Source organism: Aeromonas sp. QDB39 (assembly GCF_027707585.1).
GTDB classification, from domain to species: Bacteria; Pseudomonadota; Gammaproteobacteria; order Enterobacterales; family Aeromonadaceae; genus Aeromonas; species Aeromonas hydrophila.
Window position 1 is genome coordinate 13,303 of record NZ_JAPCIV010000045.1, and the last position, 20,151, is coordinate 33,453.

Sequence of the window (20,151 nt, forward strand, 5' to 3'; positions counted from 1 at the left end):
TCAGGAGGCCAGCTGCCAGTCGAGGGTCGGCCAGGCCTGCTCGATGGCGATCTGACGCAGACCGGGCGCCGGGTTGACCGCGTGGGGGTGGGTCACCGCCTGCAGCAGCGGCAGGTCGTTGTGGGAGTCGCTGTAGCCGTGGCTCTCCCGCCAGGGGTTGGCGCTGGCGGCAAACAGCTGGTTGATACGGGCCACCTTGCCCTCGCGAAAGCTGAGGGTGCCGCGGGTCTGGCCGGTCAGCATGCCGGCCTCCTCGTCGAGCAGGATGGCCACGCAGTGATCCATCCCCAGCATCTGCGCCATGGGGGCCACCAGATGCTCGCCGGAGGCGGAGATGAGCACCAGCTCGTCACCGCGCTGGCGGTGCCACTCGATGCGTGCCAACCCCTCCGGATAGATACGATCGCGCAGTACCTGCTCGGCAAAGCGGGTGCAGAGCGAGTCGAGCCACTGGCGCGTCTTGCCTGCCAGCGGTTGCAGGGTGAAGGCCATGTACTGGTGCATGTCCATCTTGCCCTGATGGTAGAGGGACATCATCGCCTGCTCCTCGGCGATCATGCTGGCCGGAGCCAGCTCCTCGGCCACCATGTACGCCAGCCAGAGGCTGGCGGAATCCCCGGCAATCAGGGTCTCGTCCAGATCAAACAGTGCCAGTGCCATGGGCGCTCCTCGCAGTAAAAATGGAAATGAAATGCGGTGTCATGCTACCTCACAGAGCTGATCCCGGGCCACCACCAGGGTCACGGCGCTGCCCACGGCCAGCAGATCGCCGGCACAGCGGTTGAGGCAGTCCACCGTCAGCAGGCCCGCCGCACAGCTCACCTGATAGCGGATGACGTTGCCGAGCAGTTGCTGCCCGCTGATAACCCCCGGCAGGTGAGGTTCATCGCTACGGGCACCGGCCGGCAGCAGGGAGAGGGACTCCGGTCGCAGCGCCAGCTTGCCCTGAACACGGGGGCCGAACAGGGTGCTGGCCTGTTCGCCATCGAGCAGGTTGTAGTTGCCGATAAAGCTCGCCACGAACTCGCTGGCGGGACGGGTATAGATCTGCTCCGGCGTGCCGCTCTGGACGATGGATCCCTTGTTCATCAGGAAGATCCGGTCCGACATGGTCAGCGCCTCCTCCTGATCGTGGGTGACGAAGATGGTGGTGAGCTCAAGGCGCTGCTGGATCTCGCGGATCTGCTGGCGCAGGCTGCGGCGGATGCGGGCATCCAGCGCCGAGAGCGGCTCGTCCAGCAGCAGGATCCGCGGCTGCACCACCAGAGCCCGGGCCAGCGCCACCCGCTGGCGCTGGCCGCCGGAGAGCTCGGCCGGATAGCGACGCTCGAAGCCGGTCAGCTCCACCAGTTCCAGCGCCTCCTGCACGCTGGCGGCGAGATCCCGTCCCGGCTGGGGCTTCATCTTGAGGCCAAAGGCGACGTTGTCCCGCACCGTCATGTTGGGGAAGAGCGCATAGCTCTGGAACACCATGCCGATGCCCCGCTTCTGGGGCTCCTGCCAGGTGATGTCTTCACCGGCCACCCGCACCTGACCACCATCCACCGGGGTGAGCCCGGCCAGCGCCCGCAGCAGGGTGGACTTGCCACAGCCGGAGGGGCCGAGCAGGGTCACCAGCTCCCCCTTGCGGATGCCGAATTCAATCCCCTCGAACACCTTGGTGTCGCCATAGGATTTGTGCAGTTGATTCACTTCTAGATGGAACATGTTGATTCACCGATGAAATCTGTTCGCTGCCCAGGTGAGCAGCAGGGTCAGCAGGAAGTAGCTCATCACCAGTGCGCTGGTGAAGTGGCCCGAAGTCGCACGCATGTTGTAGAGGTAGACCTGTAGGGTTTCGTAACGGGTGCCCACCAGCATGTTGGCAAACACGAACTCGCCGAGCAGGAAGGAGAGCGATAGAAACAGCGCCGCCAGCAGCCCCTTGCGCAGACAGGGGATCACCACCAGCAGGAAGGCGCGCCGACTGCTTGCCCCCAGCAGATGGGCGGCATCCATCAGATCTTTCAGCGGCACCCCCTGCAAACTGTTGGCCAGCGCCCGGTACATGAAGGGGAGCACCACGGTGAACCAGGTGCCGATCAGGATCCACGGCGTGCCGATGATGGGCAGAACGCCGTCGGCGTAGATCTGCAGCAACCCGACCGAGGAGACCACCGGTGGCACCGCGAAGGGGAGCAGGATCAGCAGGTTCATCCAGGGATCCAGCCTGGGGAAGTAGTAGGCCACCACCAGCACGGTGGGCACCAGCACCAGGGTCCCCAGCAGCAGGGTAGCAAAGCAGACCAAGAGGCTGCGGCCAAACGCCGCTAGGAAGCGCGGGTCACCCCACAGTTTGAGGTACCAGTCGAGGGTAAAGCCGTCCGGCAGCAGGGTCGCCCCCCAGCGGGTGGAGATGGAGTAGAGAAAGGTAGCCAGCAGCGGTAACAGCAGGGTGGCGACCAGCCCACCCAGCACCCACTTGGGCCAGCGCGGCGTCAAATCATGCATGGGATTGCCCCTTGTTCACATAGCTTTTTTTCAGCAGCCACTGGTTGGCGGCCGTCACTACCCCCAGCAGCACCATCAGGATCACCGCCAGCGCCGCCGCCATATTGGGTTCGAGGAAGATGTCGCCGGAGACCAGACTGGCCACCCGGATGGTCACCAGATTGAAGTTGCCGGTGGTGAGGGCATAGGCGGAGGCATAGGCCCCCACCGCGTTGGCAAACAGGATGATCAGGGTGCCGAGCAGGGCAGGCGTCAGCACCGGCAGCGCCACGTGCCACACATACTGCCCCTTGCTCGCGCCGAGCAGTGCGGCGGCCTGCGGCCACTCATCCTGCAGCGCATCGAACGCCGGGTAGAGCAGCAGCAACGCGAGCGGGATCTGGAAGTAGGTGTAGATGAGGATGAGGCCGCTGCCCGAGTAGAGGTTGAAGCCGTCGATGAGGCCCCAGGATTTCAGCAGCAGAGTGACCGCACCGTTGATGCCGAGAATGATGATGAAGGCGAACGCCAGCGGCACGCCGCTGAAGTTGCCGGTCATGGTGACGAAGGCCAGCAGCACCCGTTTGACCCGCTCGCCGCTGTGGCGCAGTGCGGCCGCCCCGAGCGTGCCGATGGCAAGCCCCGCCAGACTGGCGATACCGGCGATGCGCAGCGAGTTGCCGAACGATTGCAGGTAGAAGGGGGAACTCAAAATCTCCCGGTAGTAGTCGAGGCCCCAGCCATCCGGGGTCTGAAAACTGCCCACCAGCACCCACACCATGGGGGCGAGCTGGAACAGGATCATCAAGAGGACAAACGGCAGCAGCACCAGGGCCGGCAGCCAGTGGCGGCGCGGCCGGCGCCGGGTGATGGCGGGTTGATCCGCCAGGATCTCGGTGGTGGCGGGCATCATCAGTGTACCTCCGGCAGGTTGCCGGCCTTGAGCAGCGGCGGGCCGCTCGGCTTGTCGTGGGGCACCCCCAGCAGGTCTGCCATCAGGGCGCAGAGCTGGGTCTGCTGCATGGCGGTGCCGGCGGGCCACTGGGCCACAAACGCATCGCCAAACAGCCAGAGCGGTACCCGGCGCTCCTCGGCCAGGGTGCCGCCGTGGCTCAAGTCGTTGTTCATGCCGTGATCCGAGGTGATCACCACCTGATACCCCTCCGCCAGCCACTGGGGCAGCAGGTCGGCCAGCAGGCTGTCCATCCGGCGCGCCTGATTGCGGTACTGGCGGGAGTCGAGACCAAACTGGTGGCCGGCATCATCCACCCCCATCGGGTGGATCAGCAGGAAATCGGGGTCGTACTGGCTGCGCAGCCACTCGCCGTCCATCAGCAGATGGCTGTCGGGGTAGCCGTCATCCCAGTAGAAGCAGCCGTGCTGGATGGGCAGCCGCTCGTCATGGGTGAAGCGATCGCGGGCCGCTTGCCAGGGGCTCTGGTTGTAGAGCTCGCTCACCCAGTGGTAGGCCGCCGCCGCGGTGCGTTTACCGCCTGCCCGGGCCAGATGGAAGATGGACTCCTGCCGGCTGAGACGGCTCACCCCGTTGTGGGTGATGCCGCTCTCCACTGGCGTCGCCCCGGTCAGGATGCACTCGTAGAGGGGCCGGGAGAGGGAGGGCAGAGCGCAGCTCAGGGTTGCCTGCAACCCCTGGCCCGCCTCCACCATGCCTGCGAGGTAGCCCATGCAATGGGCTACCTCGGCAGAGAGGCCATCCACAAGTACCACTATCACCTTGTGTTGCACTGGCCGCTCCTTATTGCATGTTGATCATGACGGTTTCCTGCCACTGGCGCGGCAGGGCCTTGGAGCTCTGCTCCCAGGCGGCGTGATCCTGTACCGGCTTGGCATTGGCGTACTGCTCGGCGGGCAGCAGCTTGGCCTTGACGTCGTCCGGCAGGGTCACGTTGCTGCGGATGGGGCGGGCATAGCCGCGGGCCAGGTTGATCTGGCCGGCGTCGGAGAGGATGTATTCCCGCGCCAGCTTGGCGGCGTTGGGGTTCTTGGCCCACTTGTTGATGATGGTGGTGTAGCCGGCGATGACGGAGCCGTCGCTCGGGATCACCACTTCAAACTTCTTGGGGTCGATCTGGTCGCGGTAGTTCAGCGCGTTGAAGTCCCACAGCACGCCCACTTCCACCTCGCCCTTCTCGATGTTGGCGATGGTCGGGTCATTGAGCGACAGACGGCCCTGCTTGGCCAGCTGACCGAACAATTCCAAGGCGGGCTTGAGATTCTTCTCGCTGCCACCGGTGGCATAGGCCGCCGCCAGTACGCCGTTGTTGGCCTGGGAGGCTACACCCACGTCACCCAGGGTCACCTTGTAGTCGCCACCCAGCAGGGACTGCCAGCTGGTGGGGGCAGCCTTGACCAGATCCTTGTTGATCAGGAAGGCGATGGTGCCGGTATAGGCCAGCATCCAGTGACCGTCGGCATCCTTGGCCCAGTTGGGAATGTCGGCCCAGGTGGAGGGTTTGTAGGGCTGGGTGACCCCCTGCTTGACCGCCACCGGGCCGAAGGCGCCACCCACGTCGCCGATGTCGGCGGTGGCATTGGCCTTCTCGGCGGCGAACTTGGCGATCTCCTGCGCCGAGCTCATGTCGGTATCCTGATGCTTGATGCCGTAGATGCTGCCGAGCTGCTGCCAGGTATCCTTCCAGTTGGCCCAGCTGTCGGGCATGCCGATGCTGCTGAGCTGGCCTTCACCGCGAGCAGCCTTCTCGAGATCCGCGATATTTTCGGCAGCAAACAGTGGCTGACTGATGGCCACCAGGGCCAGTGCACTTGCGATCACGCTTTTCATCATCCCATCCCTCTGGACTAGGTCAGTTAAGGTTCGAGAGGGATGCTAGAGGGGAAATATGACGGTGGCGGGGCGCTTTGATGGCAGTTTGATGACAATCGCCCTGTCATGGCACTGTCATCCACAGCGGTTACAACTCTGAACCCAAGTGAGGCTGGACTACTCCAGAAAGGGCCGAACCAACAAGGGCTAGGCCAGCCGCCGCAGTCAGGATGAGCGACAGGGACATGAGCGTGATTGAACCGAGATTGAGCGAGCGGGTCGCGGCCGATGGCCGCGCCTCCAAGTGTGAACAGATTTGCCAGACCCTGCGCCGCTATATCGGCAGCGGCCAGCTGGGGGCAGGGCAGCAGTTGCCCGCCGAACGGGCCCTGAGCGAGCGCTTCGCCACCACCCGCATCACCATCAAGGAGGCGCTCTCGAGCCTCGAAGCAGACGGCCTTATCTACCGGGCCGAGCGACGCGGCTGGTTCGTGGCGCCGCCAAGACTTACCTACGATCCCGCCATCCACACCCACTTTCACCAGTGGATCGGCGAGCAGCAGCGCACTGCCGAAACCCGGGTGCTGGCCCACGGTAGCGAGCTGGCCAGCAGTGAGCTGTGCCGCTGGATGGGACTGGATCCTTTTACCCCGCTTTATGAGATCCGACGCCTGCGTCTCATCGATGGTCGCCCTGTACTACACGTCAGCCACCATCTGCTGGCCAGCCGCTTTCCCGATATCGCCAGCGCGCCGCTGGCCAGCTCCCTCACCGAGCTCTATCAGCAGCGCTATGGCATAGGCCAAGGTGGGGCGAGTCTCGAGATCACCCCCTCGGCGGCGCGGGGGACCATCGCCCGCGCCCTCAATCTGGCGGAGGGGAGCTCCGTGCTGCGGCTGGTGCGGGTCAACTATGACGAGCGGGGGGCGCTGGTGGATTGCGATATCGAACACTGGCGACCGGATGCAATTCGAATCTGTCTCGATACGCGAGCATTGCAGCCGCCTGCATTCGACAGGCCGGCGCAGATCCAGCTCGCGGATCAGGGGTGATCCAGCGCGCTCTGGCGGGCCATGCCTGGGTGGAAAGGAGGGGAGGCGGATCCCGCAGGATCCGCCGGGATCAGTTGTCGATATTGGGGATCAGATCGTCGAAGCTCTGGTAGCCGCAGTCGGCCAGCTGCAGCGACATGGTGTAGGTCTTGCTGCCCTCGCGCTGGCCGATGGCGGGGCGGTTGAGCTTGAGCTCCTGGTGCCAGTACTCCTTCATCCGCTCGATCAGCGCCATCGCCTCGCTCTCGTCCAGATGGAGCTGGCACAGGGCCATGTAGTTGTTGGACTTGTGCATGTTCTCCACCAGATAGTCCCCCAGCACGGACATGGCCTGGCGCGCCTGCTGGCGGGCGAAACGGCTGTGCTGCTCGAAGCTGATCCGCTCGCTGATGAGGAAGTGGTAGCTGTTGTCGATGCCGAGCTGCAGGATGCCGAGCTTCTCCAGCTTGCGCAGATAGAGGTAGCAGGAGGCATCGGTCAGACCGTACTCCCGCTTGAGATCGATTAACGTCTTGTCGCGCCAGAAGATGTTGGCGAGAAAGGCGTAGAGACCGGGCTCCTTGTGGAATGCCTCGTCCTGCTCCTGGGTGAAGACGGCGCGGCGGCTCTGGGCGTCCTGGGTGCGGTCCAGCAGCTCCTCGAACGACAACCCCACCAGGTGGCAGATCTCCAGCAGGGTATCGAACGGCAGGGAGGGCTTGTTCATCATCCGCTTGACGGTGGCGATGGAGACGCCCATGGCTTCTGCCAGGGTCTGATAGCGGATCCCCTTGTCGGTCAGGGTCTTCTTCAGGGTGTCGAGAATATTGTTGGCCAGGGTCTGGCTGTAGGTCATGCAACTATTCCTTTATCTGCATCTTTATGTTGTGTCAGAAACTGAGTTCTTTTGTCGTTATGGGCTCAGATACTGACACTTAAAAAAACCAGAGGAAACAAACCCGGCGTAATCGATGGAAATGGCCAGACCAGTCTGAGTGGAAGGTTGCAGATAGTGATACTCTGCGGTGCATATCCTTCAACCATTCAACATTTTGCTGGTGGCGCATAAAACATCGCGCATAATTCAACACGAATCGGATTCAAGACCTTCCTGGTTGAGAAATCGATTGTTTGCTTCCAATTTAAGGGTTTTTTAAACCGCAAGGTTTTTATTCTTTCCTGGCATTGAGCGGAACTCGCAAGAGGGCCGCTTTTTTCTTTTCTCCGAATTTGCGCCCGCCGTCAAGCGGCGGGGCACCGGCAGTCCACTGTCGCTGCTTGCGCCCCCTTTCTGTTACCGCCCGTCTTACTCTCCCTTGCAGGGAAACAGCTTGGGGATCTCCCGAATAAGCCAGCTCTTGGCCTTGCCCATGGTGTCGCGCCGCCAGGCCAGCACGACCTGGATCTGGTGGCGATACTCGGGGCTGATCACCTTGAGCCGTCCGGCCCTGATGTCCTCTTCAATCCAGCTCAGCGGCATGGTGCCGACCCCGATCCCCGCCAGCAGGGCGTCGCGCTTCTCGCCCATGGTGCTGACGGTCAGCCGCGGCTGCTTGTCGAGCAGGCGATAGGTGAGCACCGGCTTGCGCAGCGCCGTGTCGGCCACCGCGATGGCCCGGTAGCGGCGCAGGGTATCGTCCGCCAGGGGCTCCGGCTCCTGGTGCAGGGGGTGATCCGGGTGGGCGACGTAGAGCATCACCTCCTCCTGCAGCGGCTGGTGCTTGATGCCGGTCATCATGATGTCGGGATTGAGGGAGGAGATGAGCAGGTCGGCCCGGCCATCCTCCAGACACTCCCAGCTGCCCGCCAGCACCTCGGCGCGAAACCTGAGCCGGGTATCGGTCAGCTCGGCCAGCCGCTCCACCAGCGGGTAGAGCGCCTGCAGCGGCACCAGGGCATCGATGGCGATGGTGATGTCGGTCTCCCAGCCGCGGGCCAGCGCCCGGGTCTCGCCCACCAGGTGCTCGGCCGCTTCCAGCAGAACCCGGCCCCGCTCCAGCAGCATGCGGCCCGCCGGGGTGAACTTGGTTCTGTGGCCGCTGCGGTCGAACAGCATGGCGTCCAGTTCGTCTTCCAGCTTCTGCACCGTGTAGCTCAGCGCCGAGGGCACCTTGCCCAGTTCGTCGGCTGCCGCCGCGAAGCTGCCGCGGCGGTCGATGGCATCCAGCACCCGGATGGCTTCCAGGGTCAGCGCCCGTTCCTTGTTCAGTTCCTTGGCCATAAATTGCCTTCAATTTTTTTGAACATGTTTGCCAGTTTATCTCGCTAACAAGTTAGGCCAAGTGTCTTTAATATTCAATCAACGCTTAGGCAGGAACGCCAAGCAGCCAAATAAACGGGTAGTTCCAGACTGTGACTCCATCAATCAGGGAGTCTGACTTCGGTGAAAGAACAACACACTATTTGAATGACCTCTTGCATGGATGCATTGATTCTGGCCACAGCGGCCTTGGCAATGACATAAAACCAAGAGAGTGAATGAACATGAAAAACGTAATCAAGATGCTGGCCGTTGCAGGCCTGATGACCGCAGGTTTTGCTCAGGCTTCCGTCCCGGCTGACCTCAACGCCGCCCCTGGCGTGCTGTTTGTGAACTGGCACGCCACCGCCGCGGTGGAAGGCAAGGGCAACCCCATGCTGGAAGTGCGTGACGAGTCTGGCGACCTGGTTGCCTCCGTCCATGCCAACCTGATGGGCAGCCAGCAGGTACAGATCCCGAGCCGCACCCAGGGCAACCTGACCGTGAGCCTGGGTGAGCAGAGCAGCGACTACCGCATTCCGTTCGGCATCGGTAGCGGCAAGCAGCGTTAATCAACCGTATCGGTACGTGAGGAGCACACCATGATGAAATTGAGAGCCGCAGAAGCGCGCGGCAAGGCCAACTTCGGCTGGCTGGATGCGCGCCACAGCTTTTCCTTCGGGCACTACTACGACCCGGACTGGATGGGGCATTCAGTGCTGCGGGTCATCAATCAGGATCTGGTGGCGCCGGGTGGCGGTTTCGCGACCCACCCTCACGCCAATATGGAAATCCTGACCTGCGTGCTGCAAGGCACCATAGAGCACAAGGACAGCCTCGGCCATGCCGAGCAGATCCCGGCGGGGGATTTCCAGTTGATGAGTGCGGGGTCCGGCATCCGGCACAGCGAGTACAACCCCTCGCAGACCGAGCCGCTCTCCCTGCTGCAAATCTGGATCGAGCCGAACGAACACGGTACGACACCCGGTTATCAGCAGAAGAAGATTGAAGCCAATCCGGGCATGACGCTGGTGGCGTCACCGGACGGCGAAGCAGGATCCTTCAGGATCCGCCAGCAGGCCCGCGTCTGGCGGCTGCAGCTTGAACCGGGTGAGAGCCTCACCTGGGAACTGGCCGGCCGACACGGCTACCTGCAGATGATTTCAGGGGAGCTTGCCGCCAACGGTCTGGCTGCCCGACCCGGCGACGGGGTTCTCAGTCGTGATGAGCCCAAATGGGATCTGGTGGCCGCGAGTGCCAGCCAAGCCCTGTTATTTGACCTACCCTGAAGCAGTCAGCGGTGATGTGACGCAAAACGAGGATATTGAAATGGACAAGATGAAAGATTTGGCACTGCTGGTGGGTCGCGTTCTGCTGGCTCTGATGTTTGTGATTGCAGGCTGGGGCAAGATCGGCGGTTACGCCGGTACCCAGGGGTATATGGAAGCCATGGGCGTGCCCGGTTTTATCCTGCCGCTGGTGATCCTGCTGGAGCTGGGCGGTGGCCTCGCCATCATGCTGGGCCTGTTTACCCGCAGCCTCTCCGTGCTGATGGCCGGTTTCACCCTGATGGCCGCCTTTATTTTCCACTATCAGCCTGCCGACCAGATGCAGATGCTGATGTTCATGAAGAACGTCTCCGTGGCCGGTGGTTTCCTGGCCTTGGCGGCAGCCGGTGCAGGGGCCTTCAGCCTGGATGCCCGCTTCGGCAAGAACTGGTAATACCCGGATAGCGAGAGTTTTCCAACGCCTTTTGGCCGGTGCAATCGCACCGGCTTTTTTATGCCTGTCACATTTGCCTGCGGCAGATGACGGCGACGTGATCGGCGACAACAAGCGCCTTTTGCATCTTCCCCCCCGATCCCCGACAATCCCGATACCTGTGAAGTGACGGGGATCCTTGAGGTTTTCCCGCGCTGACCCCTCTTTTGCTCTGGCGGGAATTGCCCATGTTTACCCTCTACCACTCCAATCAGCTGGATCTGCTCAAAGAGCTGCTGGTGAGCCGCATCCGGCAGGCCCCTCTCTCTCACCCCTTCGAGCGCGAGCAAATTCTGGTGCAGAGCCCGGGCATGGCCCAGTGGCTCAAGCTGGAGCTGGCCAAAGCCTTCGGCATTGCCGCCAATATCGACTTTCCGCTGCCCGCCAGCTTTATCTGGGAGATGTTCACCCAGGTGCTGGCGGATGTGCCGCGCCAGAGCCCCTACAACAAGGGCGCCATGAGCTGGCAGCTGATGACCATTCTGCCCGCCCTGCTCGATCGCCCGGCCTTTGCGCCGCTGGCCGCCTATCTGGGCGGGGATGACGCGGATCCTGCCAAGGATCCCGAGCAGGTGCGGCTGTGGCAGCTCTGCCAGAAGGTGGCGGATCTGTTCGACCAGTATCTGGTCTACCGGCCGGACTGGATCGCCCGCTGGGAACAGGGGGAAGGGTTGAGCCAGGAGCTGGCAGGAGTGAGCGGTCAGGATTGGCAGCCGGAGCTGTGGCGCGAGCTGGTGGCCCGCACCCTGGCGCTGAGCCCAAGCGGCTACCACCGCGCCAACCTCTACGAGGAGTTTATTCACGAGCTGCAGCGTACCGCCACGCTGCCGGGCAAGCTGCCGCAGCGGGTCTTCGTGTTCGGCATCTCGGCGCTGCCGCCGCGCTATGTGGAGGCGCTGCTGGCCCTCGGCAGCCGGCCGGAGGTGGAGGTGCACCTGTTCGTCACCAACCCCTGCCGCTACTACTGGGGCGACCTGCTGGACAGGAAAACCCTGGCGCGGTTGGAGAACAAGCTCAAGCCCGGCACCGATATCGAGACCCTGCAGGGCCCCGCCAACCCGCTGCTCGCCTCCATGGGCAAGCTGGGGCGCGACTACCTGCACCAGCTGATGGAATTGGAGGTGCCGCAAATCGAGGCCTTCGTCGATATCGACGAGCTGGATGGCAAGGGCAATATCAGGTTGCTGCACGCCATCCAGAAGGATGTGCTGGAGCTGGCCGAACGGGGCGCAGGCCAGTTCGATCTCGACGCCAGCCACCACAAGAGCCCGCTCGATCCGGCGGATGGATCCCTGCAGATCCACGCCTGCCATGGCCCGATGCGCGAACTCGAGGTGTTGCACGACCGGCTGCTGGCACTGTTCGAGCAGGACTCTTCCCTCACCCCGAAAGACGTGGTGGTGATGATGCCGGACGTGAACAGCTACGGCCCCTACATTCAGGCGGTGTTTGGCGCGCGCGGCCAGATCCCCTTCGCGGTATCGGATCGGGCGGCCAGTCAGGAGAGCCCGTTGCTGCAGAGCTTCCTCGCCCTGCTCAGGCTGCCCAACGCCCGCTTCGGGGCAGGGGAGCTGCTCGCCATTCTCGAGGTGCCCGCCGTGCTGCGCCGCTTCGAGCTGGATGACGAGGAATTCAACCAGCTGCGGGTCTGGGTGCAGGAGACCGGCATCCGCTGGGGGCTGGATGATGGCTACCCCGAGCGCTTCGATCTGCCGCGCCTCTCTGGCAACAGCTGGCTGTTCGGCCTGCGTCGCATGCTGCTCGGCTTTGCCATGGGCGACGGCGAGCCGGTGGCGGGCATCTTGCCCTACGCGGACATCGAGGGTCAGCAGGGACTGGCGCTTGGCAAGCTCGTCTGGTTCGTCGACTCGCTGGCCGAATTCTTGCCCCGCCTGCAACAGGCGCAGCCGCTGGGGGAGTGGGTTGCCTGCCTCAATGCGCTGCTGGAGCGCTTCTATCTGGCCGACGAGGATGAAGAGCGCCAGCTGCAACTGATCCGCAGCCAGCTGGCCGACTGGCTCGCCCAGCTTGGCGAAGCCCGCTTCGAGCAGCCCATCAGTGCCGACCTGTTGCAGGATTACCTCGGCAGCGTGCTGGGGGAGTCCCGCTCCAGCCAGCGCTTCCTCGCCGGTCAGGTCAACTTCTGCACCCTGATGCCGATGCGCTCCATCCCCTTCAAGCAGGTCTGCCTGCTCGGCATGAACGACGGCGTCTACCCGCGCACCCTGCCACCCATGGGGTTTGACCTGATGGCGGTGGCGGGTCGGCGGGGGGATCGCTCCCGTCGCGATGACGACCGCTACCTGTTCCTCGAGGCGCTGCTCAGCGCCCAGCAGGGGCTCTACATCAGCTATCAGGGTTTCAGCGCCCAGGACAACAGCGACAAGGTACCCTCTGTGCTGCTGGCCGAACTCATCGACTATGTGCGGCAGGGCTTCGTGCTGGCGGGGGATGAGAAGCTCGATGACGAGATCTCCGGCAAGCGACTGCTGGCGCACCTGATCACCCAGCATCCGCTCACTCCCTACAGCCACGCATACTTCTATCCGGCCGCAGGCTCCGGCCTGTTTACCTATGCAGCCGACTGGCTGCCGGCCCTCCATCCGCAGCGCGAGGCGGCCAACTTCCAGAGCGGTGAGCTGCCTTTACCACCGGAATGGGGCAAGGAGCAGGGGCTGGAGCTGGCGGAGCTGCTGCGTTTCTATCGCCAGCCAGCCCGCTACTTCCTCAACCGCCGTCTCAAGGTGTGGTTTGAGCTTAATGAGGCCAACATCGAGGAGAGCGAGCCGTTCGAGCTGGACGGCCTGCAACATTACCAGCTGAAAGACCTGCTGCTCGCTGCTCACCTGGCACAGGGGGACAGTGCCATGCGGCGCGAGCGGCTGCAGCTCACCGGCCTGCTGCCGCAAGGGTGGTTCGGCAGCCTGCTGCTGGAGGATCTGGACGAGCAGATGGGCAAGCTGGCGGATCGGCTGCGGCCCTGGGTGGCGGCCAATGAGGCAGAGAAACAGGCGGTGGAGGTCGATATCGCGCTGGCTCAGGGTCAGCTGCAAGGGTGGGTCGACACCCAGAAGGGACGCTTGCTGGTGGTCAAGCCCGGCAGCTTCAACGGCAAGGATCTGCTGCTGGGCTGGATCCAGCACCTCTGCCTCGCCCTGAGCGACGCCCCCGGCGATACCCTGCTGTTCGACGCCAAGCAGAGTCTGCGGCTGGCCAGGCTCCCGGCTGACGAGGCGCGGCCCAAGCTGGCGGCGCTGGTGGCGCTGTGGATGCAGGGGATGAAGCGGCCGCTGCCCTTCTTCCCGAGCACCGCCTGGGACTGGCTCAAGGCGATCGAGAAGGATCCGGAGAAACCGGAGGCGGCCGACAAGGCTGCCCTCACCCGCTTCAACGGTGGCTACATGGCCAAGGGGGAGGGGGAAGACGCCTATGTCGCCCGCTGCTTCCCGGAACTCGACGAGGCCGTGCTGGCCCAGCTGCAGGCGCTGGCCCGTGAACACCTGACCCCGCTGCTCAAGAGCCTGGAGGAGTTGCAATAATGGCCAACCCGCTCAATACCCTGCGTTTTCCCCTCTATGGCGAGCGGCTGATCGAGGCCTCTGCCGGCACCGGCAAGACCTACACCATTGCCGGTCTCTACCTGCGCCTGCTGCTGGGCCACGGCCCGCTCATCGAAGAAGGGGAAGGCGCCGGTCAGCCCAGCGCCCACGAGCGGCCGCTTTCGGTGACCGAGATCCTGGTGGTGACCTTTACCGAGGCGGCTACCGCCGAGCTGCGCGGGCGGATCCGCGGTCGCATCCATGAGGCGCGCCTCGCCTTCATGCGCGGTGAGAGCAAGGACGCCCTGCTGAGCCAGCTGCTGGCTGAGGTGGAGGATCACGAACTGGCAGCCCGCCGCCTGCTGGCCGCCGAACGGCAGATGGACGAGGCCGCGGTCTTCACCATCCACGGCTTCTGCCAGCGGATGCTGAAACAGAACGCCTTCGAGTCGGGCGCCCTCTTTGAAACCGAATTTCTCACCGACGACAGCCAGCTCAGGCTGCAGGCGGTGAGCGACTACTGGCGATCCGAGTTCTATCCGGTGGACAAGCCCCTCGCCAGCGCGGTACGCGCGCTCTGGCCGAGCCCCGCCGCCCTGCTGCGGGAGATGGGCAGCTGGCTCGACAACAGCGAGCTGGAGATACGCCCGCCGGCGGGGGGCGAGACCCTCGCCGCCCGCCATCAGGCGGCCATGGCCCGCATTGAGGCGGTGAAACGCGAATGGCTGGCGCAGACAGACGAGATCCGCCGCCAGACGGATGGGCAAGTAAGCCGCTACACCGGCAAGAACTACGAAGGGTGGCTCGCCAAGATAGCCGACTGGGCGCAAGACGAGCACAGCGGCTACGCCATTCCCAAGGAGCTGGAGCGCTTCGGCCAGACGGTGCTGGAGGAGAACCTCAAGAAGGGGGGGGCGGTGCCGACCCTGCCGCTGTTCAGCCAGATAGATGAACTGCTGGCGAGCCGCCCCGGCATTCGAGACCTTATCCTGCAACGGGCGGCGGTGGTGGTGCGCAGCCGGATGCAGGCCAGCAAGCGGCAGGCCCATCAGCTCTCGTTCGATGACCTGCTCAAAGACCTCGACGGTGCGCTCGGCTCCGGCCTTGGCGAACGGCTGTGCGAGCGTATTCGCACCACCTACCGGGTGGCGATGATCGATGAATTTCAGGATACCGACCCCCAGCAGTACCGCATCTTCCACCGGCTTTACGGCGGCCACACCGACACGGCGCTGTTGATGATCGGTGACCCCAAGCAGGCCATCTACGGCTTTCGCGGCGCCGACATCTTTACCTACATTCAGGCGCGGCGAAATGTGAGCGCCCACTACACCCTCGGGCGCAACTGGCGCTCCAGCCGCGCGCTGGTGGCGGCGGTCAACGGCCTGTTCGAGCGGGCGAAAGATCCCTTTATCTACGAGGCGGATATCCCCTTCCTGCCGGTGGAGGCGCAGGGCAAGAGCAAGGCGCTGCAGCTGGATGGCGAAGCCGCCCCCGTGCTCCACTGCTGGCAGCTGAGCGGCCAGCCCACCTTCAACAAGGGGGATTACCAGAGCCGGATGGCCCGCGCCACGGCGGTGGAGATCCACCGCCTGCTGACCCTGGCCCGCGAAGGCAAGGCACAGATCGGCGACCAGCCGGTGAAAGCGGGGGATATCGCCGTGCTGGTGCGCACCGGCGCCGAGGGCAAGCTGGTGCAGCAGGAGCTGGCACGGCTCGCCATCGCCTCCGTCTACCTGTCGAATCGCGAGAGCGTGCTGGCGCAGGTGGAGGCGCGGGAGATTTTGCTCATTCTGCACGCCTGCCAGAACCCGGGGGAGGAGCGCAGCCTTAGGGCGGCGCTCGCCACCGGGCTGTTCGATCTGGATGCCAAGGCGCTCGACGAGCTCGCTAGTGACGAGCGGGCGTGGGAGAGCGCGGTGCAGGAGTTTATGGAGTACCGCAAGATCTGGCACAAGCGCGGCGTGCTGGCCATGCTGCGCGCCCTGCTGCACCGGCGCAATCTCGCCTCGTCCCTGCTGGCGAGCCCGAACGGCGAGCGGCGGCTGACCAACTTCCTCCACCTCGGCGAGCTGCTGCAACAGGTGAGCTGTGAGCTGGACGGCGAATATGCCCTGCTGCGCTGGCTGGGGGAGGCGGCGAGCCGCCCCGACGGCCAGGATGCAGAGCAGGTACTGCGCCTCGAATCCGAGCGCAAGCTGGTGCAGATCGTCACCATCCACAAATCCAAGGGGCTGGAGTATCCGCTGGTGTTCCTGCCCTTCATCTGCAGCCACCGCGCTGCCGATACCCCGCTGTTCCACGAAGCGGACGGCGCAGGCAATCGCACCGTGCTCGATCTCACCGGTGCCGAGGCGTCCCTGGCGGAGGCCGACCGCGAGCGGCTTGCCGAAGATTTGCGGCTGCTCTACGTGGCGCTGACCCGGGGCGTCTACGCCACCTGGCTGGGGCTGGCGCCGGTGCGCTCCGGCAATGGCAAGTCGGAGCAGACCGACCTGCACCAGACCGCCATCGGTTACCTGCTGCAAAAGGGCGAGGAGGGGGATGCCGCCACCCTGGCCACCGCTCTGACCGAGCTGGCGCAGGCGCTGCCCGGGGTGGCCGTCGGTGAGCCCTCGCTCACCCGCCCGGCCCCCATGGCGGCGGAGGAGGAGCAACTGGGCGAGCCACAGGTGCGCCACTTTACCGGCACCCTTGAGCGGGACTGGTGGATCAGCTCCTACTCCGGGCTGGCGGCGCAGGGCCACGGCCACAGCAAGGGGGTGCTGGCCAATCCCGGCTTCGATGACGAGGTCGTCACCGAGGCGGCTGCATTGGCTGCCGACCTGTCTACAGCACAACAGGAAGAGGCGCCCCAGCCTTCCATCTTTACCTTCCCGAAGGGGGCGCGCCCCGGCACCCTGCTGCACAGCCTGTTCGAAACCATCGACTTTCAAAGCGCCGGCGGCGAGCCGCTGGCGGAGCACATCGCCACCTTGCTGACGCAGGATGGCTTCGACGAGAGCTGGGCGCCCGTGCTGCAACAGCAGGTGGAGGCGGTGCTCGATACTCCGCTGGAAACGGGCTTTGGCGAGCCGGTGCGGCTGCGGGATCTGGCCCCCGAGCGCAAGCAGGTGGAGCTGGAGTTCTTCCTGCCCATGGGGCGGGTGACGGCGCCGGCGCTGACCGCGCTCTGCCAGCAGCACGACCCGCTGTCACGGGGCAACAAGCCGCTCAGCTTTGCCACCGTGCAGGGGATGCTCAAGGGCTTTATCGACCTGGTGTTCGAGTGGCAGGGACGCTGGTATCTGCTCGACTACAAATCCAACCACCTCGGCATGAGCCCGGCCGATTACAGCCGTCCGGCGCTGGAGCAGGCGATGGCCGAGCACCGCTACGACCTGCAATACCAGCTCTACTCGCTGGCGCTGCACCGGCTGCTGGCCCTGCGCCTGCCGGGCTACGACTTCGAGCAGCACTTTGGCGGGGTCTTCTATCTGTTCCTGCGCGGCATGCCGCAGGGGGGAATTTTCCATACCCGCCCCAGCCGTGAGCTGGTGCTGGGTCTGGATCGGCTGTTTGGCGAGGGGGCGGCGCCCGCCCTCGCCGGGGTATCGGATAACGGGGTAGAAGCATGAACGGCACCATGATGATTGAACGGCTCAAGGCCCTGGCGCTGGCGGGGCGCATTCGCCAGCTGGATCTGCAATTTGCCAAACTGGTGGCCGATCTGGGCGGCAGCCCCGAGCTGGTGCTGGGGGCGACGCTCGCCTGCTTCGAGCTGGGGCGCGGCCACGTTTGTCTGCCGCTTGAGATGCTGACAGCCGGATCTTTGCGCCCGTTCGGGCTGGATCCGGATCAGAGCCGGGATCTGCTGGCCGATCTGGCGGATCCTGCCCGCTGGCCCGCCCTGTTTGCAGAGAGTCCGCTGGTTGGCACCGAGCAGGATGAGGGGCTCGCCCCACGCTGGCCGCTGCGGCTGTGGCGCGGACGGCTCTATCTCACCCGCTACCACGATCATGAGCAAGGGGTGGCCCGCCATCTGCGTGCCCTGAGCGAGCGCGCCGAATGGCCGGAGATAGCCCCGGCCCTGTCGCGGCTGTTTGCCCGCGACTATGGGTTGGTGTTCGCGGCGCTGCTCAAGGCCCGCCTCGCCCCCGACTTCTCGGCCCGCCACTTTACCCTGAAGTATCTGGATCTGGTGTTCCCGAACGAGGTGGACTGGCCCGCTATCGAAGGGCTGCTGGCCAGCGCCCAGGCGGCGAGCGACTTGAGCAAGCTGGATGCGCTGGTGCCCGAGGCGCTCTGCTGCAATGGCCAGAAGCTGGCGGCGGCCACCGCGGCGGCGCGCCCCTTTGCGGTGATCTCCGGCGGTCCCGGCACCGGCAAGACCACGACTGTGGCCAAACTGCTCGCCATTCTGGTGGAGACCGGGCTGCAGGCGGGCAAGGCACCGGCGATCCGGCTGGTGGCCCCCACCGGCAAGGCGGCGGCGCGCCTGACCGAGAGTATCGGCTCTGCCCTGCAGGCCCTGGATCTGCCCCCTGAGTGGGTCGAGGCGATCCCCACCGAAGCGGGCACCTTGCACCGGTTGCTCGGGGTGATCCCGGGGCGCAGCCAGTTCCGCCACCACGCTGGCAACCCGCTGCACCTCGACTTGCTGGTGGTGGATGAGGCCTCCATGGTCGACCTGCCGATGATGGCGCGGCTGCTCGATGCACTGCCGAGCCACGCCCGCCTGATCCTGCTCGGCGACAAGGATCAGCTCGCCTCGGTGGAGGCGGGGGCCGTGCTCGGCGATATCTGCAGCTTTATCGAACAGGGCATCAGCCCCGCGCAGGCGGACTGGCTCTCCCGCCAGACCGGCTACCGCCTGCAAGGCACGCCCGCAGGGGCGACCGTGCGTGACAGCCTCTGTTTGCTGGCCAAGAGCTGGCGCTTTGATCAGCATTCGGGCATCGGCCAGCTGGCGCGCGCCTGCAACAGCGGCGATGCCACGGCGGTGGAAGCTGTCTGGGGCATGGGCTTTGTCGATATCAGCCTGCATCCCTGGGCCGGGGAGGCCTACGAGGCCCTGATTGCCCAGGGGGTGGCCGGTTACGGCAGCTATCTGAAGGCGGCCCGCGCGGGGGAAGCGCCCGCCGCCGTATTCAAGGCATTCAACAGCTTCCAGATCCTCTGCGCCCTGCGCGATGGCCCATTCGGGGTGCTGGGGCTTAATGAACGGCTCGAATTGGCCCTGTCACGGGCTGGCCTGATTGCCCGTGATGGCGACTGGTATGCCGGTCGCCCTGTGATGGTGGTGCGCAACGACCACGGGGTCGGCCTCTACAACGGCGATATGGGGCTCTGCCTGCCCGACGAAACTGGCCGGTTGAAGGTCTGGTTTGAGCAGCCGGACGGCACCCTGCGGGCTCTGTTGCCCAGCCGCTTGCCGCCCCACGAGACCGTCTATGCCATGACCATCCACAAATCCCAGGGCTCGGAGTTTGCCCATACCGTGCTGGTGCTGCCCGACAGCCCCAGCCCGCTGCTGACCCGCGAGCTGGTCTATACCGGCATCACCCGCGCCAAGGCCCGCCTCGATCTCTACGGCGATCGCGCCCTGCTGGCCCAGGCAGTACGGAAAAAGACCGAGCGTTATTCCGGATTGGCGGAGAGGTTGGGGGAGTGATTGGATGGCGGTGAAGGAATTTACCGCCGTCAAAGCATGATTTTTTTAGGAATGATAAATCATTTCTCATTTATCTCTTTAATAAGCCGTCCCCAAAGAGGTTTTAATTGCTTTCTGATCGCATGAGACCCCATTATATTTGCCGCCCTATGGCCATAAGTGATGAAATTTCTCTTGCTCAAATGGGAGTAACGCTCATAAATTTTCTTTTTAAATAGTGGTGTTTTAGCCAGACCTTCTTTTTCTTCTATAAGGTTGGCTTTTTGATGCGTTTTTTTCGCTAACCTTACCCCAGCTTTCATTCTGCCCGAAAACCTTGCTAGGGCGGCTGATCTAATTAACTTTCTTTCGCCATCAAAAATAAATCCTAAATACTGTAGTGGCTTGTCGCATTTTTGAACTCCACGGTGTGTATGGAAAGTTCTAATTTCTGTCTTCTTATCATTTATTTCTATTTTTAGTTCGGTAATATTGTGTGTTACCTGAGAGATTAAGTCGCTAGTTTTATTGCTATCGACGATAAAAAGCATATCGTCACAGTAGCGATAGTATTCCCCTGAAATGGAAGTGACTATTTCTTTTATTTTCTTGTCAAAATCTAAATAGCTGTTCCGAATAGTAGATCACCGGAGGAAGGGAACTCAGTCCAGTTTGTGCGATCTGATTAGTCGCTA

At 63.8% G+C, this 20,151-nt stretch carries 16 protein-coding genes; 7 read left to right on the top strand and 9 right to left on the bottom strand.

Translation table 11 applies throughout. The features are described from left to right. Genes PG899_RS20690 through PG899_RS20715 form a run of 6 tightly spaced genes read right to left on the bottom strand, consistent with a single transcriptional unit; the run spans window position 1 to window position 5,272 of the window. Window positions 1-660, bottom strand: coding sequence for an HAD family hydrolase (locus PG899_RS20690; protein ID WP_029302555.1), 660 nt, complete (start codon window positions 658-660; stop codon window positions 1-3). Window positions 661-699: 39 nt separating this feature from the next. After that, the gene (locus tag PG899_RS20695; protein WP_077096472.1) at window positions 700-1,707 is read right to left on the bottom strand and encodes an ABC transporter ATP-binding protein; all 1,008 of its coding nucleotides are present in this window, start codon (window positions 1,705-1,707) and stop codon (window positions 700-702) included. Between the two features lie 6 nt (window positions 1,708-1,713). After that, entirely contained in the window at window positions 1,714-2,490 is a 777-nt protein-coding gene (locus PG899_RS20700) for an ABC transporter permease (protein WP_049048073.1), read from the bottom strand. After that, window positions 2,483-3,382: an ABC transporter permease gene (locus tag PG899_RS20705; RefSeq protein ID WP_017410786.1), complete on the bottom strand. Its 900-nt coding sequence runs from the start codon at window positions 3,380-3,382 to the stop codon at window positions 2,483-2,485. The genes PG899_RS20700 and PG899_RS20705 overlap by 8 nt, the downstream gene beginning before the upstream one ends. Further along, window positions 3,382-4,215, bottom strand: coding sequence for an alkaline phosphatase family protein (locus PG899_RS20710; protein ID WP_077096473.1), 834 nt, complete (start codon window positions 4,213-4,215; stop codon window positions 3,382-3,384). The genes PG899_RS20705 and PG899_RS20710 overlap by 1 nt, the downstream gene beginning before the upstream one ends. Window positions 4,216-4,225: 10 nt before the next feature. Continuing rightward, entirely contained in the window at window positions 4,226-5,272 is a 1,047-nt protein-coding gene (locus tag PG899_RS20715; RefSeq protein ID WP_017410788.1) for an ABC transporter substrate-binding protein, read from the bottom strand. A 227-nt stretch (window positions 5,273-5,499) separates the two neighbouring features. On the opposite strand from PG899_RS20715, the gene PG899_RS20720 reads away from it, so the two are divergent. Beyond that, complete coding sequence (locus PG899_RS20720) at window positions 5,500-6,306, top strand: UTRA domain-containing protein (protein WP_077096474.1); 807 nt, start codon at window positions 5,500-5,502, stop codon at window positions 6,304-6,306. Window positions 6,307-6,376: 70 nt separating this feature from the next. Here the strand turns inward: PG899_RS20720 and PG899_RS20725 are convergent, their stop codons facing one another. Together PG899_RS20725 and PG899_RS20730 are read right to left on the bottom strand one after the other, a co-directional pair. Then, a complete protein-coding gene (locus PG899_RS20725) occupies window positions 6,377-7,141 on the bottom strand; it encodes a helix-turn-helix domain-containing protein (RefSeq protein WP_011707663.1) in 765 nt (254 codons plus the stop codon). Window positions 7,142-7,591: 450 nt separating this feature from the next. Next, window positions 7,592-8,506: a LysR family transcriptional regulator gene (locus tag PG899_RS20730; RefSeq protein ID WP_077096475.1), complete on the bottom strand. Its 915-nt coding sequence runs from the start codon at window positions 8,504-8,506 to the stop codon at window positions 7,592-7,594. 257 nt (window positions 8,507-8,763) lie between these two features. Between PG899_RS20730 and PG899_RS20735 the strand changes: the two genes are divergently transcribed. From PG899_RS20735 to recD, 6 genes are all read left to right on the top strand, one after another. Then, a complete protein-coding gene (locus PG899_RS20735) occupies window positions 8,764-9,096 on the top strand; it encodes a hypothetical protein (protein WP_011707661.1) in 333 nt (110 codons plus the stop codon). A gap of 30 nt (window positions 9,097-9,126) precedes the next feature. Next, window positions 9,127-9,813, top strand: coding sequence for a pirin family protein (locus tag PG899_RS20740; RefSeq protein WP_042006079.1), 687 nt, complete (start codon window positions 9,127-9,129; stop codon window positions 9,811-9,813). A 40-nt stretch (window positions 9,814-9,853) separates the two neighbouring features. After that, complete coding sequence (locus PG899_RS20745; RefSeq protein ID WP_016352231.1) at window positions 9,854-10,246, top strand: DoxX family protein; 393 nt, start codon at window positions 9,854-9,856, stop codon at window positions 10,244-10,246. A 227-nt stretch (window positions 10,247-10,473) separates the two neighbouring features. After that, window positions 10,474-13,824: an exodeoxyribonuclease V subunit gamma gene (recC, locus tag PG899_RS20750; RefSeq protein ID WP_077096476.1), complete on the top strand. Its 3,351-nt coding sequence runs from the start codon at window positions 10,474-10,476 to the stop codon at window positions 13,822-13,824. Further along, window positions 13,824-17,441 carry an exodeoxyribonuclease V subunit beta gene (gene recB / locus PG899_RS20755; protein ID WP_077096477.1) on the top strand — a complete coding sequence of 1,206 codons (3,618 nt, stop codon included), beginning with the start codon at window positions 13,824-13,826 and terminating at the stop codon, window positions 17,439-17,441. The genes recC and recB overlap by 1 nt, the downstream gene beginning before the upstream one ends. Next, on the top strand, window positions 17,438-19,477 hold the full coding sequence (gene recD / locus PG899_RS20760; protein WP_077096478.1) for an exodeoxyribonuclease V subunit alpha: 2,040 nt from the start codon (window positions 17,438-17,440) through the stop codon (window positions 19,475-19,477). Before recB ends, recD begins: the two co-directional genes overlap by 4 nt. Before the next feature lie 59 nt (window positions 19,478-19,536). On the opposite strand, the gene PG899_RS20765 is transcribed toward recD, so the two are convergent. Further along, window positions 19,537-20,007: a hypothetical protein gene (locus tag PG899_RS20765; RefSeq protein ID WP_270697611.1), complete on the bottom strand. Its 471-nt coding sequence runs from the start codon at window positions 20,005-20,007 to the stop codon at window positions 19,537-19,539. Window positions 20,008-20,151 lie beyond the last annotated feature (144 nt).

Bases quoted from the DNA above. Each gene is read 5' to 3' on its own strand.
- PG899_RS20735 (WP_011707661.1), top strand. From the start codon at position 8,764: ATGAACATGAAAAACGTAATCAAGATGCTGGCCGTTGCAGGCCTGATG.
- PG899_RS20745 (WP_016352231.1), top strand. From the start codon at position 9,854: ATGGACAAGATGAAAGATTTGGCACTGCTGGTGGGTCGCGTTCTGCTG.
- PG899_RS20765 (WP_270697611.1), bottom strand. From the start codon at position 20,007: ATGCTTTTTATCGTCGATAGCAATAAAACTAGCGACTTAATCTCTCAG.
- PG899_RS20695 (WP_077096472.1), bottom strand. From the start codon at position 1,707: ATGTTCCATCTAGAAGTGAATCAACTGCACAAATCCTATGGCGACACC.
- recD (WP_077096478.1), top strand. From the start codon at position 17,438: ATGAACGGCACCATGATGATTGAACGGCTCAAGGCCCTGGCGCTGGCG.
- PG899_RS20730 (WP_077096475.1), bottom strand. From the start codon at position 8,506: ATGGCCAAGGAACTGAACAAGGAACGGGCGCTGACCCTGGAAGCCATC.
- recC (WP_077096476.1), top strand. From the start codon at position 10,474: ATGTTTACCCTCTACCACTCCAATCAGCTGGATCTGCTCAAAGAGCTG.
- PG899_RS20725 (WP_011707663.1), bottom strand. From the start codon at position 7,141: ATGACCTACAGCCAGACCCTGGCCAACAATATTCTCGACACCCTGAAG.
- PG899_RS20715 (WP_017410788.1), bottom strand. From the start codon at position 5,272: ATGAAAAGCGTGATCGCAAGTGCACTGGCCCTGGTGGCCATCAGTCAG.
- recB (WP_077096477.1), top strand. From the start codon at position 13,824: ATGGCCAACCCGCTCAATACCCTGCGTTTTCCCCTCTATGGCGAGCGG.
- PG899_RS20690 (WP_029302555.1), bottom strand. From the start codon at position 660: ATGGCACTGGCACTGTTTGATCTGGACGAGACCCTGATTGCCGGGGAT.
- PG899_RS20700 (WP_049048073.1), bottom strand. From the start codon at position 2,490: ATGCATGATTTGACGCCGCGCTGGCCCAAGTGGGTGCTGGGTGGGCTG.
- PG899_RS20740 (WP_042006079.1), top strand. From the start codon at position 9,127: ATGATGAAATTGAGAGCCGCAGAAGCGCGCGGCAAGGCCAACTTCGGC.
- PG899_RS20705 (WP_017410786.1), bottom strand. From the start codon at position 3,382: ATGATGCCCGCCACCACCGAGATCCTGGCGGATCAACCCGCCATCACC.
- PG899_RS20720 (WP_077096474.1), top strand. From the start codon at position 5,500: ATGAGCGTGATTGAACCGAGATTGAGCGAGCGGGTCGCGGCCGATGGC.